The 16,407-nt window shown below is 37.1% G+C and carries 12 protein-coding genes and 4 tRNA genes; 4 read left to right on the forward strand and 12 right to left on the reverse strand.

Annotated features, from left to right (window positions below):
- Window positions 1–682: 682 nt before the first annotated feature.
- The 8 genes from AC5YC8_RS09965 to secA form a co-directional block, all read right to left on the reverse strand.
- Window positions 683–759 (reverse strand) — tRNA-Pro (locus tag AC5YC8_RS09965).
- Between the two features lie 3 nt (window positions 760–762).
- Window positions 763–838, reverse strand: a tRNA-His gene (locus AC5YC8_RS09970).
- A 42-nt stretch (window positions 839–880) separates the two neighbouring features.
- A tRNA-Arg gene (locus AC5YC8_RS09975) sits at window positions 881–957 on the reverse strand.
- Window positions 958–1,001: 44 nt separating this feature from the next.
- Window positions 1,002–1,078, reverse strand: a tRNA-Pro gene (locus AC5YC8_RS09980).
- Between the two features lie 144 nt (window positions 1,079–1,222).
- Complete coding sequence (gene nadA / locus AC5YC8_RS09985) at window positions 1,223–2,296, reverse strand: quinolinate synthase NadA (RefSeq protein ID WP_496164402.1); 1,074 nt, start codon at window positions 2,294–2,296, stop codon at window positions 1,223–1,225.
- A gap of 137 nt (window positions 2,297–2,433) precedes the next feature.
- Window positions 2,434–3,654: a bifunctional glutamate N-acetyltransferase/amino-acid acetyltransferase ArgJ gene (gene argJ / locus AC5YC8_RS09990; protein WP_496164403.1), complete on the reverse strand. Its 1,221-nt coding sequence runs from the start codon at window positions 3,652–3,654 to the stop codon at window positions 2,434–2,436.
- Window positions 3,655–3,812: 158 nt separating this feature from the next.
- A complete protein-coding gene (locus tag AC5YC8_RS09995; protein WP_496164404.1) occupies window positions 3,813–4,112 on the reverse strand; it encodes a hypothetical protein in 300 nt (99 codons plus the stop codon).
- A 156-nt stretch (window positions 4,113–4,268) separates the two neighbouring features.
- A complete protein-coding gene (gene secA, locus AC5YC8_RS10000; protein WP_496164405.1) occupies window positions 4,269–6,980 on the reverse strand; it encodes a preprotein translocase subunit SecA in 2,712 nt (903 codons plus the stop codon).
- A 331-nt stretch (window positions 6,981–7,311) separates the two neighbouring features.
- Here secA and AC5YC8_RS10005 point away from each other — a divergent pair, with 331 nt between their 5' ends.
- Together AC5YC8_RS10005 and AC5YC8_RS10010 are read left to right on the forward strand one after the other, a co-directional pair.
- On the forward strand, window positions 7,312–7,947 hold the full coding sequence (locus tag AC5YC8_RS10005) for a peroxiredoxin (protein ID WP_496164406.1): 636 nt from the start codon (window positions 7,312–7,314) through the stop codon (window positions 7,945–7,947).
- Between the two features lie 161 nt (window positions 7,948–8,108).
- Window positions 8,109–8,690, forward strand: coding sequence for a dual specificity protein phosphatase family protein (locus AC5YC8_RS10010; RefSeq protein WP_496164407.1), 582 nt, complete (start codon window positions 8,109–8,111; stop codon window positions 8,688–8,690).
- Window positions 8,691–8,713: 23 nt separating this feature from the next.
- Here the strand turns inward: AC5YC8_RS10010 and AC5YC8_RS10015 are convergent, their stop codons facing one another.
- From AC5YC8_RS10015 to trpA, 4 genes are read right to left on the reverse strand one after another with little or no spacing between them, the layout of a single operon-like run.
- Window positions 8,714–9,688, reverse strand: coding sequence for an SPOR domain-containing protein (locus tag AC5YC8_RS10015; RefSeq protein ID WP_496164408.1), 975 nt, complete (start codon window positions 9,686–9,688; stop codon window positions 8,714–8,716).
- Window positions 9,685–10,968, reverse strand: a complete 1,284-nt coding sequence (folC, locus tag AC5YC8_RS10020; protein ID WP_496164409.1) for a bifunctional tetrahydrofolate synthase/dihydrofolate synthase — start codon at window positions 10,966–10,968, stop codon at window positions 9,685–9,687. Before folC ends, AC5YC8_RS10015 begins: the two co-directional genes overlap by 4 nt.
- Window positions 10,965–11,861, reverse strand: coding sequence for an acetyl-CoA carboxylase, carboxyltransferase subunit beta (accD, locus tag AC5YC8_RS10025; RefSeq protein WP_496164410.1), 897 nt, complete (start codon window positions 11,859–11,861; stop codon window positions 10,965–10,967). The genes folC and accD overlap by 4 nt, the downstream gene beginning before the upstream one ends.
- Window positions 11,858–12,661 (reverse strand): tryptophan synthase subunit alpha, encoded by an 804-nt coding sequence (gene trpA, locus AC5YC8_RS10030; RefSeq protein ID WP_496119957.1) that lies wholly within the window; start codon window positions 12,659–12,661, stop codon window positions 11,858–11,860. The genes accD and trpA overlap by 4 nt, the downstream gene beginning before the upstream one ends.
- Before the next feature lie 361 nt (window positions 12,662–13,022).
- Here trpA and AC5YC8_RS10035 point away from each other — a divergent pair, with 361 nt between their 5' ends.
- Both AC5YC8_RS10035 and AC5YC8_RS10040 read left to right on the forward strand, forming a co-directional pair.
- A complete protein-coding gene (locus AC5YC8_RS10035; RefSeq protein WP_496164411.1) occupies window positions 13,023–14,354 on the forward strand; it encodes a Na+/H+ antiporter NhaC family protein in 1,332 nt (443 codons plus the stop codon).
- A gap of 197 nt (window positions 14,355–14,551) precedes the next feature.
- Window positions 14,552–16,390 (forward strand): DUF3413 domain-containing protein, encoded by a 1,839-nt coding sequence (locus AC5YC8_RS10040; RefSeq protein WP_496164412.1) that lies wholly within the window; start codon window positions 14,552–14,554, stop codon window positions 16,388–16,390.
- The last annotated feature ends 17 nt before the right edge of the window (window positions 16,391–16,407 follow it).

Below are 16,407 nucleotides of genomic sequence, written 5' to 3' on the forward strand. Positions count from 1 at the left end.
ACAAGTAATTCAAATTATTTTAAACTTTCTTTCTAAAACCTAATCTCAACACTTCGTGCTAAGTTGCTGTTTTATCAGAAGTTTTAATCTTCATCACCGCCGATGGATGTGCATTCTACAGCATTTCGCTCCCCTTGCAACACCTTTTTCAAAACTTTTATTTTGTATGGTCACTTAATAATCTTTAAAAATAATAAATACCTGTTTTATATAACTTATTTATTTTAATCATTTAAAAAATAAATATAAAACCACCCCAAAACAACCATAAATCATTGTTTTTAATAATTTTAAAAAACAAAGCAACAAAAAAAAGCAGGTTATTCCCTGCTTTTTTGTTTAGATTTAAATCAAATTAGAACTTGATACTCATTCGAGCCCAATAATTACGACCAATATTATTAAATAGATGACTGATAACATCATTACCAAGAACCAATCAACACAACCCAGGCACCATAGTATTGAAGTATTGAAGTATTGAAGTATTGAAGTATTGAAGTATTGAAGTATTGAAGTATTGAAGTATTGAAGTATTGAAGTATTGAAGTATTGAAGTATTGAAGTATTGAAGTATTGAAGTATTGAAGTAGACTCTTTTTCGAACGCTTTATATCTTGTCAAATTTCAGGCATAAAAAAACCGCTTAATGCGGTATCTTTTATTTCGACCAACTTAAAGTTGGTCGGAGCAGTAGGATTCGAACCTACGACCCCCTGGTCCCAAACCAGGTGCACTACCAGGCTGTGCTATGCTCCGAATTGGGGTGAATGAAGGGGCTCGAACCCTCGACAACCGGAATCACAATCCGGGGCTCTACCAACTGAGCTACAATCACCATTACAACAAGCTTTCAGATTCTACAATCAAACGAACCAAATGGCGCGCCTGACAGGATTCGAACCTGTGACCATCCGCTTAGAAGGCGGATGCTCTATCCAACTGAGCTACAGGCGCATTACCGCTGATATAAAATATCAAGCTTCTTTGCCTTGAAGAATTGGTCGGAGCAGTAGGATTCGAACCTACGACCCCCTGGTCCCAAACCAGGTGCACTACCAGGCTGTGCTATGCTCCGATTCATCTCAGCTTGTATCGAACATGTCGTTCGGTACGGTGTGCATTCTAGGCGTGACGCTCTGCAACGTCAACACCTATATTTAAAAAAATTCAAAAAAATGCTTCAACCGTTTATTTATCAAGCATTTTAGATATTTTTCAATCAATTTTGAGCTTTTAATGCTGCACTAAAGCTCAACATTCGATCTAAAGGTAGTTTTGCACGTATTGCTAAAGCAGAATCAACAAAGATTTCTTGATGCTTTTTTTGTAATACTTCTAAAATTCCATCTAATTCATTCATTGCCATCCATGGACAATGTGCACAAGAGCGACAAGTTGCCCCCTCTCCTGCTGTTGGCGCTTCAATAAGTATCTTATTTGGAACTGCTTGTTGCATTTTGTAGAAAATCCCACGGTCAGTTGCAACAATCAATCTTTCATGCGGCAGTGTCTCTGCTGCCTTAATAAGCTGAGATGTACTTCCTACAGCATCTGCTATATCAATAACAGACTCAGGCGACTCAGGGTGCACCAAAACAGCAGCATCTGGGTACAAAGCTTTCATCTGTTCGATACCACGTGCTCGAAATTCTTCATGTACAATGCATGAACCATCCCACAGCAACATATCAGCGCCTGTTTTCTTTTGAATATATCGTCCTAAATGCTGATCTGGCGCCCAAATAATCTTTTCACCCAAACTATCTAAATGTTCAATAATCTCTACCGCACAACTTGATGTAACAACCCAATCGGCTCGCGCTTTTACAGCAGCAGAAGTATTCGCATATACCACAACCGTATAATCAGGGTGTTCATCGCAAAATTTAGTGAACTCATCTACTGGACAGCCCAAATCTAGAGAGCATGTTGCTTCAAGTGTTGGCATAAGTACTGTTTTTTCAGGAGATAAAATTTTAGATGTCTCTCCCATAAATTTAACCCCTGCAACTACTAATGTTTTTGCAGGATGATCTCGACCAAAACGTGCCATTTCCAATGAGTCTGAAACACACCCCCCTGTAAGCTCTGCTAATTCTTGTACTTCAGGATCACAGTAATAATGCGCAACCAATACCGCATTTTGCTTTTCTAACTCTGCTTTTATTTGGGCAAATTTTTCTTGTTTAACATCATCTGTTAAATAAGAATCTTTAGATTCACCTAAGCGATCTAAATGCGCCTGCACAATAGATTTAGCATCATTGGCAATTAAGTTGGTCGCATTATTCATAACAACGTCTTCTCTATCCTTATGGCTTACACGAAGTAAGCGATCCTAACATCTAGTCAATTTTTATTTTTTGACCAGTAAGTAAAAAGTAATGCTTATAAAAAAGCCTCACAACGGAGGCTTTTTAAAATTAAGTTTTATGAACGATAATCCGCATTAATTTTGACATAGTCATAAGATAAGTCACAGGTATATACCGTATCTTTCTCTTGCCCCCGACCTAAGTCAACTCGAATCGTCATTTCTGTCTGAGACATAACACGTGCACCCGCCTCTTCCGTATAGTCTTCAGCAGCCCCGCCATCTTTACAGATTTGTACATCATCTAACCAAACTTGAATTTTTTCAACATTTAAATTTGGTACACCAGCATAACCAATTGCAGCTAAAATACGCCCCCAGTTTGGATCTGATGCGAAAATTGCAGTTTTAACAAGTGGTGAATGAGCAATGCTATATGCAATATCACAACATTCTTGGGTATTTTCACCACCTTCAACGGCAACAGTAATAAATTTAGTTGCACCCTCGCCATCACGTACAATCAGCTGTGCTAAACGCTTCATGACACGTGTAAGTACTTCAAGAACTATTGCATAACGAGTATCTGTAGCTGATGTAATTTCCGCACCACCTGCTTGACCTGTTGCAACAAAAATACATGAGTCATTTGTTGAGGTATCGCCATCTACAGTAATACGGTTGAAAGAAACATTAACTGTTTCATTTAAAAGTTGCTGTACCAATTCACGACTAATAGGTGCATCTGTTGCGACATAGCTCAACATAGTTGCCATATTCGGGCGAATCATACCCGCACCTTTTGAAATACCTGTCATGGTATAAGTCACACCATCAAGCTCAAACTGCTCAGATGCGCCTTTAGGTGTTGTATCTGTAGTCATAATGCCTGTTGCAGCATCTAACCAAGAATTTTCATTCAAACTATCTAGAGCAGGTTGCAAACCATTTACCAATCGATCGATTGGAAGCTGCTCACCAATAACACCAGTAGAAAATGGCAGTACTTCAGATGCAGACACACCTGTAAGTTCTGCTAACTTAGCACACGTTTTTTCAGCATTCGCCATACCTGTTTTACCTGTACCCGCATTGGCATTTCCTGTATTAATAACAAGGTAACGAGGGTTGGTAATTTTAAGATGCGCTTTAGAAATATGAACAGGTGCTGCACAAAATGCATTTTGTGTAAAAACACCTGCAATATTTGAACCTTCTGCAAATTCAAAAATAACAAGGTCACGTCGGTTCTGGTAACGCACATATGCTTCAGCCGAACCAATTTTTACACCTTTCACCGCATGCATTTGCGGCATAGATACGTCACCTACAGCCATTTTAAAACTTCCAATTTAGTTTTATATAGAAAACCACAGCTTAGTAGAAATTTATCGAAAAATCGAGCAAAAGTACCTGTAGAATGTAACTTTATTCTGTTTTCTATCAATAAAAAAAACCAGCACAAAAGCTGGTTTTAAATTTTTAGTATTTGGAATTATTGCGCAGCCAATAAAGCCTTTTTCGCATTTTTTTGACTTTCTTCAGATAAAGCAGGATTTGACGCCACAATTCGATCTACGGTTGCAAATGTTGCAGGTGCAATAGCTTCTGTTTGAATTAATACAGGTCGTTCATTTGGATTATCTACACTATATTGAATTCCAGTACGGGGACTCACCACCATCACTTTTCCATTTACAACTTGCGCTTGTGTTATCTGTTGTGTCGTATTTGCAAATGAAAGTGCTGGAGCTGCTAATAAAGCAATCATTAATGTTTTTAATACTTTTTTCACTGGACACCCAATATCTAAATTTAATCTGCCATTAAATATCACTTAATGAGCAGAACATCAATTACTAATCGAGATTACTCATTTAATTTCATGTGATACATAAGAAAAAAAGCAGAACAATTTGTTCTGCTTTTTTTCACTTAGGCTGAATAAAAACTAAATTTTACCGTGACACTGCTTGTACTTCATGCCTGAACCACATGGGCATGGGGCATTACGACTTGCAGGCGCAACTACCTCTTGACTTTCAACAGGAGCTGTTTCAGTTTCTAATGCCGTGAAATCAAACTCAGCCACATCAGAATGAGAAAGGTTTAATTTCATTGCTTCAGCTTGCGCTTGTTGCTGTGCTTCCAAAGCTGCTAACTCCTCAGCTGTTGGCACATGAACTCTAGACAAGTCCATTACAACATCAGATTTAATAATACCCAACATATTTACAAATAAGTTAAATGCTTCTTTTTTGTATTCTTGTTCAGGATTTTTTTGCGCATATCCACGTAAGTGAATACCTTGACGTAAATAATCCATTGCAGCCAAATGATCTTTCCAATGACGATCTAATGAACCCAACATAAAGTGGCGTTCAAGCATTGCAGCAGATTCATCACCCATTTGCTCACGACGGCTACGGTAGCGTTGTAAAATTTCATCGTAAATACGTTCAACTAAAGCTTCTTCATCTAAACGACGATCTTCTTCAAGCCAACGAGAAACTTCCAATTCAACACCAAAATCTTCACGTAATGCAACTTCCAAACCTGGAATATCCCACTGATCATGAATAGACTCAGGTGGAATATAGTTTGCAATTAAACCTTTCACAACTTCTTGATGCATTTCTTCAACATATTCTTGAAGTGTGCTTTCAGCTAAAATTTCATCACGCTGTGAGTAAATAATTTTACGTTGCTCATTATTTACATCATCGTATTTCAATAAGTTTTTACGAATATCGAAGTTACGTGCCTCTACTTTGCGTTGAGCATTTTCAATAGAACGAGAAACCATTTTATGTTCAATTGCTTCATCTTCTTTAAGACCCATTGCACGCATCATGCCGACAATACGGTCACCTGCGAAAATACGCATCAAGTCATCTTCAAGAGATAAATAGAATCGAGAAACACCTGGGTCACCTTGACGACCTGCACGACCACGCAATTGGTTATCAATACGACGAGATTCATGGCGTTCTGAACCAATAATATGTAAACCACCCGATGCAAGTACAGCATCATGGCTTTTTTCCCATTCTGCTTTTAAACGAGCTTCATCTTCAGCTGTCGGATTTTCAATTTTGGCAAGTAGTGCTTTCCAATTACCGCCCAAAAGAATATCCGTACCACGACCTGCCATATTTGTTGCAATTGTTACTGCACGCGGAGCACCTGCTTGCGCAATAATATCTGCTTCACGCTCATGTTGTTTTGCATTAAGTACTTCGTGTGCAACACCTGCTTCGCGCAACTTATCAGATAAAATTTCAGATGCTTCAATAGTTGCTGTACCAATCAAAATTGGTGCAACGCCCGCTTCGTGAACACGTTGAATCTCTTGAATAATTGCAGAATATTTACCATTACGGTTTAAATAAATTAAATCGTTTTCATCCTTACGAACCATTGGACGATGCGTAGGAATAAGCACAACATCTAAACCATAAATTTCTTTCATTTCCGCAGCTTCTGTATCTGCTGTACCTGTCATACCAGATAATTTTTTATATAAACGGAAATAGTTTTGGAATGTTGTTGTTGCTAAAGTTTGGTTTTCAGGTTGAATTTCCAAACTTTCTTTCGCTTCTACTGCTTGGTGTAAACCTTCAGACCAACGACGGCCCGGCATAGTACGACCTGTATTTTCATCAACAATAATAACTTCACCATCATTAATAATATAGTGAACATTACGTTGATATAAATAATGTGCGCGAATTGCAGCAGTGACATGGTGTACAAGATTTAAGTTTGCAGAAGAATACAAGCTCTCGCCTTCTGCCAACAAGCCCATTGCAATAAGTTCACTTTCTACTGTTTCAAAACCAATTTCAGTCATTTCAACTGAACGTTGTTTTTCATCAATCCAGAAATGACCACCATCTGCAACTTTTTCTTCTTTTTGTGCATGTAACTTAGGTGGAATCGCATTAATAGCCGCATAAAGCTGTGAAGAGTCTTCACTTTGACCCGAAATGATCAGAGGAGTACGCGCTTCATCAATTAAGATTGAGTCAACTTCATCGATAATTGCATAAATTAAACCACGCTGTTTCTTTTCACCTAAAGAAAACACCATGTTGTCACGTAGGTAATCGAAACCAAATTCGTTATTTGTCCCGTAGGTAATATCTGCTTTATATGCTTCAGATTTTTCCATTGGATCTTGCATTGAGTAAATTACACCAATGCTTAAACCCAAGAATTCAAATAATGGACGGTTTAACTCAGCATCACGTTGTGCCAAGTAATCATTCACAGTAATTACATGAACACCTTGACCACTAATTGCATTTAAATAGCAGGCAAGCGTCCCCATAAGTGTTTTACCTTCACCGGTACGCATTTCTGCAATTTTACCTTCATGAAGTGTAATACCACCTACAATCTGAACATCATAATGACGCATCCCCATAATACGTTTTGCCGCTTCACGGCAAACTGCAAATGCTTCTGGTAAAAGCTTATCTAAACTTTCACCTTTATTATAACGTTGTTTAAATTCTTCGGTTTTTGCAGATAAGTCCGCATCACTTAAAGCTGATATCGTCGGCTCGAGCGCATTAACTTTTTCAACAATTTTGCGCATGCGTTTAAGTTCGCGCTCATTTTTAGTACCGAAGATTCCTCCGATTAGACTTGCCAACATGAATAGACTCTCTAAATCTTGCTTATCAAAATAAGTTTTTCTTAGTCGTTATTATGGTGCTAGAAATTTGAAGTACAAGGGTTTTGCACAAAACCAATATAAAAATAATCTTCTCTTTGCTAAACACTGAAACCTAAGGGGAAATAATGTATCAAATTTTAATCTTTCTATATATAGATAAGTCTTGATTTTATCGGTTGTTTTTTATTTATAGATGGACTTATATATTCAATAAAAAGATAAACAACACACAAAAATATATTTTATTTTGCTAAAGAATTCATCCATATTATTTTTCAACGAATAAAACATTAAATATACCGAGGACAAAATGAGTTTACGTTTAGGCGATATCGCACCGAATTTCACACAAGATTCTAGCTTAGGGCAAATTAACTTTTATGACTTTTTAGGCGATAGTTGGGGGATTTTATTCTCTCATCCTGCCGATTACACACCCGTTTGCACAACAGAGCTTGGTTTTACAGCAAAACTCAAAGATGAGTTTTCAAAACGTGATGTAAAAGCCATTGCTTTATCAGTAGATTCTGTTGAATCACATTATGGTTGGATTCAAGATATTAATGAAACTCAGAATACCACTGTAAACTTTCCAATTATTGCCGACCAAGACCGCAAGGTTTCTACGCTTTATGATTTCATTCATCCTAATGCAAGTGAAACACTAACAGTACGCTCTTTAGTCATTATTGATCCAAATAAGAAAGTACGTTTAATTATTACTTACCCTGCTTCAACGGGTCGTAATTTTAATGAAATCTTACGTGTGGTTGATTCTTTACAACTGACCGACTACCATAAAGTGGCAACACCCGCAAACTGGCAACAAGGTGATGATGTTGTTATTGTACCCTCATTAAAAGATGAAACTGAAATTCAACAGCGGTTTCCTAAAGGCTATACCGCAATAAAACCCTATTTACGCTTAACAGCCCAACCTGAATAATAACTAAAACTTTATCTTAGAAACTTCCTTTGACGAGCCTAGTTTCTAAGATTTTTAAAACCTGTATGATCACAGGTTTTTTTATTCCTTATTTTTCAGCTAGACTCTTTTAGTCACTTTTTAAATTATTTTTAATCCTATTCACGACTATTAATATAAATATGAAAACTACACATCTTCTTGCTTATCTCATTTTAAATGTATCACTCTCTGGATGTATTACAAGCTCAACTCTTGCTACTAGTTCACGGCCAACAACGTGGGGAATGCAAATTAATCAGGCAAATAATTTTTATCAAATTAGCAACCATATCTATAGAAGTGAGCAACCCAATACCACATTAATTACAGACCTTCAAAAACATAATATTCAGGTTATCATTAACTTAAGAACTCGAAATGAAGATGCTAAAGTATTAAAAAACCAAAATTTAACATTGGTTCAAATTCCAATAAACACATGGTCAATGAATCGTGAAGACATATTAAAAGTAATGCAAGTAATTCAAAAAGCTCAAGAAAAAGACCAAAATTTATTAATTCATTGCTATCACGGTTCAGATCGCACGGGGGCATCTATTGCAATGTATCGCATTGTTTTTGAAAACTGGACAACAAAAGAAGCCTTAAGAGAGATGAAATATGGCGGATATGGTTTTCATCCTATTTGGGTCAATATTGAAAAAATATTTAGCCCTGAAAATATAAAATGGATTCGACAACAACTATCGAACCCATCTTAATTAATGCACGCTGATGTATTGAATTAGTTACGTTTATCCAAAGGTACCCAATCAATCACCCAAGCAGACTTCATGCCTAAACTTGCATCTGCTGCAATCTTCTTACGTGTAGAGTCGGCTGTTTCACGATCTTTCGATGGCCCAACCATAATACGAATCCCTTTGGATGTTGGACTCTTTGTTACTTTATAGCCTTTTGCTCGAAGTTTTGCAGAAACCGCATCTGCATTTGCCTCATTTACAGCAAGCGCAACTTGTACCATCCATTGTTTATCACCATTTTCAAGTAAATCACGTGCTTTTTCAGCTTCAGCTTTTTTCTTAGCATCTGCCTGACGTTTTTCATCTGCCTTTTTCTTTTCTTCCGCTTTACGCTTTTCTTCGGCTTTCAGCTTTTCATTGGCTTTTTGTTTTGCTTCAGCTTCAGCTTTTTTCTTTGCTTCAGCTTCACGTGCTAATTCAATTTTTTTCTGTTTTTCAGCATCTTGCTTTTCTTGCTCAGCTTTTAACTGGGTTGCCTTCTGCTGATCTAACTTTTTTTGTGCTGCCAACTTTTCTTCAGCCAAGCGCTTTTGTTTGGCTTTTTCATCTTCAATTAGTTCTGGTGGAATATTATCAGAGCTTTGGTTTGCACCTGTACGACGTGCATTCATTGCCGCATACTCTTCTGCTGCTTTACGGGCAGCTTCTGCTTCTGCTTGTTGCTGTGTTGCTAGGAATTCAGCTGCTCGTGCTTCTTGCTCAGCCACCGTTTTTTCACGCGAACGCTTTTGTTCTTCAAGCAAGCGTTTTTCTGTTTCAACATCCACAGTTAAAGGCTGAAGTTGAACCATTTCACCTTCAGTATTTTTATCGTGTTGTTGAGCAAGCTCAATTTGTTGGGGCGCATTCACATTATTTTGATGTATTTCTTCTTTACCCTTAAGAAGCAAGGCTGCCAACAAAACACCGCCACCTAATAAAACAACACCGCCCATCCAGCGCTGTTTGTTATTCATTGACATTCTTCCAAATACTCCCATACGGCTTCTAATGTGTGAAATGAACCACACACTAAGATCAGCTGATTATTCTTTGATTCATTAATAGCTGATTGAAACGCCAACTTAACACTTTCAAAGTGTTCTACATTTTGTCCTACGAGTGCTTCATCCAGTTGATATATTTCTGCTGCACGAGGCACTATTAATGGTGCAATTTTCCACATTAATACAGTATCTTTCAACAACTGTGCAACAGAATTTATGTCTTTATCTGTCAACATTGAAAAAACACTGACAACTTCTGTAAATTGTTTATTGTAATTTAAATAGTTTTTTAATTGTTTTAATAAGAATTCAACGCCATGCGGATTGTGTCCTGCATCAAAAATCACAGTTTTTCCTGCAATTTCTCTAATTTCAAAACGCCCTTGTAACTGAGCATCTGTAATACCTTGAGCGATTGCATTTTGTGAAATTTTCAAACCACTCACTAAAATTGCAGCAACCGCTGTTGATATATTTTCTAAAGCTAAACGCCCTGTAGGTAACTGCAATGTTGTACCTGAAGATGCAAAAAACCAAGATTGTCCATTTTCAGCAAAGCGATAAAAATAATCACGATTCACTGCAGACAAATTGGCATTGCATTCATTTACTTTATCTAATATTGCCTGTGGAATGTTTTGTAAACCACCAAAAACAACTGGAATATTCGGACGAATAATTCCTGCTTTTTCAAAAGCAATTTTTTCAACGGTATCGCCTAACCAATCGGTATGATCTAAACCAATATTAGTGATAACTGCGACATTGGGGTCAACAACATTTACAACATCTAAACGCCCACCTAACCCCACTTCTAGTACCCAAGCATCACATTGTTGATCTTTAAAAATCACAAATGCGGCGAGTGTTGTAGCCTCAAAGAAAGAAAGCGAAAGATTACATTCACGACGTGCAACATCAACTTTCACAAAAGCATTAACTAAGGTTTGATCATCCACTTCTAAACCAGAAAGTTTTACACGTTCATTAAATCGATAGATATGTGGAGATTGGTATAGCCCAACATTGTAACCTTGTGCTTTTAAAATTGCCGCCAAAGTTGTTGTTGTTGAGCCTTTACCATTTGTACCTGCGACAGTAAAAACTTTTGCATTGGGGCGTGTAACACCAAGCTTTTCAGCAACAGGGATAACACGTTCTAAACCTAAATCAATCCCCGTAACGTGAACATGGCTCCAATAATCGAGCCATGTGTTTAAAGAGTCTGTTGCAAGTGGTGCTGTGTTCAAGGCAAATTCATCAATTTCGTCACAATGCGATATACAGTATCACGTAATGCATGACGATGAACAATTTGATCGACTACACCATGATCAAGTAAATATTCAGCACGTTGGAATGGTTCTTCCAATTTTTCACGTACAGTTTGTTCAATAACACGTTTACCAGCAAAACCAATCATCGCTTTTGGTTCAGCAAGATGAACATCACCTAGCATTGCCAATGATGCTGTTACACCACCATATACAGGGTGTGTTAACACTACGATATATGGCAAACCTGCTTCTTTCATGCGTTGAATTGCAGCAGATGTACGCGCCATTTGCATAAGAGACAACATGCCTTCTTGCATACGCGCACCGCCTGAAGCAGCAAAGCAGATTAACGGTTGTTTTGTAGCAATTGCACGTTCAGCAGCTTGTACAAAACGATCGCCTACAACAGTACCCATTGAACCGCCCATAAAGTCGAATTCAAAAGCACATGCAATCATAGGTACATTTTTCAAAGAACCTTGCATTACAACAAGTGCTTCTGTTTCACCTGTTTTAGCTTGAGCTTCAGACATACGATCTGGATAAGGTTTACTGTCAACAAATTTCAGTGGATCTTTTGCTTTAAATTCTTGACCTAGTTCGCTATTTACTTGATCAAAGAACCACGTTAAACGTTCACGCGCTTTCATACGTAAATGTTCATCACACTGTGGACAAACATAAGCATTGAAAGACATAGCTGTACGTGTCACCAAAGCATGACATTCAGAACACTCAATGGTGGGTTCTGTAAATGTAGATTTATAGACTTGCTGTTCATCTGGAACATGAATACTTGGAACAGCACGATCTGTCCACGGCGTAGTAGGGCTAAGAATCTTCCCTGTTTTCACTTCTTGACTCATACTAACTCATCGAGCGCAGCTCGAAGCTCCTTAACTTTATTAACCGTTTCTATAGCGGCTTGTTCTGGTGTTAAGTTCGCAAACTGTTTTACAAAAGCACTTCCAACGATTACAGCATCTGCCACACCACCCATTGCTTTTGCAGAGGTAGCATCGCTAATACCAAAACCAACACCAACTGGAATATTTGTTTCAGCTTTAATTTTCTGGATACGAGCAGCTGCTTCAGAAACATCTAATGTTGCAGCACCTGTCACCCCTTTCAAAGATACATAGTAGATAAAACCACTTGCCTGTTTCACAACGTGTTTAATACGTTGATCTGTAGATGTCGGTGCTAATAAGAAAATTTGATCCATATCAAATTTTTTCAAAACAACATCTAAATCGTGTGCTTCTTCTGGCGGTAAATCCACAAGTAGAACACCATCTACACCACATTCACTGGCATAAGACACAAACTTTTCATAACCAATTACTTCAACAGGATTCAAATATCCCATTAACACAACAGGTGTTTCTGTATCTTTTTGACGAAACTCTTTTACCATATTCAAAGCATCTAAGGTATTTGTTCCACCTGCCAATGCGCGTTCTGCCGCAAGAGCAATAACGGGACCATCTGCCATAGGGTCTGAAAATGGAAGACCGAGTTCAATCACATCTACCCCTGCTTCAACCATATTATGCAATAACGGAACGGTTACTTGCGGTTGAGGGTCACCTGCCATGACATACGAAACTAAAGCCTTACGCTGTTGAGATTTAAGCTGTGCAAATCGAGTGGCTAAACGTGACATAGGGTTGTACTTTCCTTGAATTATTTAAAACTGAGGAGTTGCTTTTGTAGAAATACAAGACAATGCATTGTAACGCTATTTTTTACTCAATGAATAGCTCTCAATTCTTGCTTTTGATATTCCATTTGCAAATCTTCTTGATCAGAACAATCCGAAAGATATATTTACCAATATTTCGTTTTTTTACACAATGATCAAAGATGCCTATTTTTAGCTTTTCTAAATTTTCCAATATTTTAGATAAACTTAGATTTATTTTAAAATATTGATAAAAATAAATTGCTTAGCATTTACATTTAAAAATTACTGAAATAGCAAAACCTGCATTATACTAAACACATTCTTATTTTTTTTATCTCCTATGACCTCCCACCACTCTACAAAAGTGCATGCTCGTGCCATCGCACTACTCCCTCTTATTGTTTTTTTATCGCTATTTTTAGGCAGTGGGATTTATCACTCAATCATTGGCACAGAGCTCGCTTTTTATCAAATTAAAGCGCCTGTAGCGGCTATTCCTGCAATTATTGTGGCAGTTTTATTGTATCGAGATAAGCTTAATGTCGGCATTGAAGAATTTTTAAAAGGTGCAAGCCATCCAAATTTAATTCTCATGTTTATGGTGTTTATGCTTGCTGGTGCATTTGCAAGTACAAGTAGTGCTATTGGTAGCGTAGATGCAACTGTACAACTGGGTTTATCTATTATTCCTCCTTCATTTGTACTACCAATGCTGTTTCTAATTTCTGCATTTATTGCGACAGCAATGGGTACATCTATGGGAACTATTGCAGCCTGTGCACCTATTGCCTTTGGTTTCTCTCAAGCAACAGAGATCGCACCTGTTTTAGCTATTGGTGCAGTTGTTGGTGGTTCTATGTTTGGCGATAACTTATCAATGATTTCGGATACAACCATTGCTGCAACAAATAGCCTGAAAGTTCAACTTAGAGATAAATTCAGAGTCAATGTTTGGATTGCTGTTCCTGCTGCAATCATTACTATTTTTATTTATGTAATGTTAAGTCATAGCGCACAAGACATTCATTATAAAACTTATGATCTGTGGCTCGTTTTACCTTATATCACTGTTTTTGTTTTAGCTTTTACACGATTACATGTATTGGCAGTATTAACTATTGGGGTCATTTTATCTGGCATTATTGGCTTAGCTAATTCATCCAATTTTGACTTTTTACAGTTCAATAATGCCATTTATGGTGGCTTCGTGGGCATGTTTGAAGTCGCTTTACTTTCAATGTTTTTAGGTGGTTTATCTGCCATTATGCAAAAAGAAGGTGGTTTAGAATGGCTTATTCAACGTATTTATAAAATCACTCGACTATTTAATGTTGGTAAACAGCGTGCTGGTGAAATTGGAATTAGTCTTCTTGTTGTTTGCTCTAACTTATTTGTAGCTAACAATACTGTTGCCATTATCCTGTCTGGTAATATGACTAGAGAAATAGCTAAAGAATACAATGTAGATCCGAAACGTGCCGCAGCTTTACTTGATATTTTTTCTTGCATTACTCAAGGCTTAATTCCTTATGGAGCACAGCTTTTATTGGCTTGCTCAATTGCCCAAATTTCTCCAGTAGAACTTATAGGCAGTATTTATTACTGTTGGGTACTTGCCATCTTTGCACTCTTATCCATTATTTTACGTTTTCCAAAACTTAAACAAATATAATTGTTAGGCGGTCTTTATGACCGCTTTTTATATCTATTATTCTCATCAAAGCTTTGTAATATTGAATTAGCCATCCATTTACAACAACCTAACGAATAGTTTTTATTCAATAACTGATATTTTAAGTTTATGATATACCCCTTTAAAAGTTGAGCTTCTAGCTTAACCCACCTAATTTATATTAAAGCGTGCTGTTTATGCCTTTTAAAACAAAACTACATAGCTACGGATACTTTATTGCAATAAATGCCATTATTGCGATGTTAATTTCTTGCAGATACTTTTCAGTCATGCCAGAAATTCCTACAGATATTTTAGGCTTTAGCTTTTTAGCCTCAAGTATTATTTCCCACATGGCAACAATGACCGCTTTAGTTGGTCTAACTCTTATTCCCTTTTTACTCTTACCGAATATTCCACGTCGTTTGATCATTTCAGGAATAAGTGCATTTACGCTGATTGTCTTATTTATAGATACGATTGTTTTCTCTCAATATCGCTTTCATATCAGTATGGTGATGCTTGAATTAGTGATGTCTGGGCAGGTTGTAAGCTTCCCGTTATCGACATGGTTTATGACCATTTTTGGCATATTAGCGTTATGGGCTTTGCAATATGTTCTTATGGTTAAGCTAGAAAATAAAATCCCTCTCCCACAATGGAGGCTAGGTAAAAAGTTTGTTTGGGTCACTTTTATCACGCTATTAATTTCTCACGGTATTCACGTTTGGGCTGCTGCAAATGTCTATCAACCTGTGACCATGACCAAAAAATATTTACCACTATTCCAGCCATCTTCTTCAACGGCAACAATGCGTAAAATGGGTTGGATTGATGAAGAAGCAATCAAAAAACAACAAGAAATGACAATCAACAGTAATAGTGATTTAAATTATCCATTACAACCTATTCAAGCCCAAACTGTAAGTAAACCTATCAACATTGTTTTTATTGTTGTGGATTCTTGGCGCGCAGATACCTTCAATGCTGAAACCAGTCCAAATATGTGGGCATATGCACAGAAAGGGAAAATTTTAAACAACCATATTTCCTCTGGTAATGCGACACGTACAGGTATTTTTGGTTTGTTCTACGGTATTCCAGGTACATATTGGCAAAGTGTTTTATCAAATCGTAAAACCCCAGTATTCATGGATCGCTTACAAGCAATGGATTACCAATTAGGTATTTTTGCTGCGGCTAAACTTACCAATCCTGAGTTTGACAGAACTATTTTCGCGAAAGTTCCCAACTTACGTATTAGTTCAGTTGGAAGTTCGCCAGATGGTTTAGATGTTGGCTTAACTCAAGACTGGTTAACATGGTTCGACAATCGTAATAAAAACAAACCAACTTTCTCATTCTTATTTTACGATTCGCCACATGGATATGCTTTCCCTAAAGATTATCCTCATCAATTTAAGCCTATGCTTGAAGAAGTCAATTATCTTAAATTAAGCAATGATACAGATCGCTCACTCATGATGAATCGCTATAAAACAAGCGTACATTATGTAGATAGCTTAATTAAACAAGTACTTGATAAAATTAAAGCTTCAGGTGAAGAAGATAATACTCTTGTTATTATTACAGGTGACCATGGTCAAGAGGTAAATGACAATATGGAAAACTTCTGGGGGCATAACGGCAACTTTACAGACCCTCAAGTTAAAGTACCTTTTGCCATAATTGGTCCTAAAATCAATGACTCTGAACTCACAAAATTAGATTCAAAAATGTTTACTAGTCATCATGATGTTGTACCAACATTAATGAAAAACTATTTAGGTGTCACCAATAACATCAAAGATTATTCGACTGGTGAAGACCTCATGGGTACAGAGATAAAACGTGATTGGATTCTTTCCTCAAGTTATAGCCGCTACGCAGTCATTACTGAAAAAGACATTCTAGAGGTGGGTGCTGTTGGTCAATATGATTTCTTAAATAAGTCAAATAAACCAATCAAAGGTCAGCAGTTTAATGGTCAATATTTACAAAGTGCTTTAGAACAAATGAGTCGCTTTAATAAATAGACTCATTTAAAAATCTT

Source organism: Acinetobacter sp. FY731, from assembly GCF_059515905.1.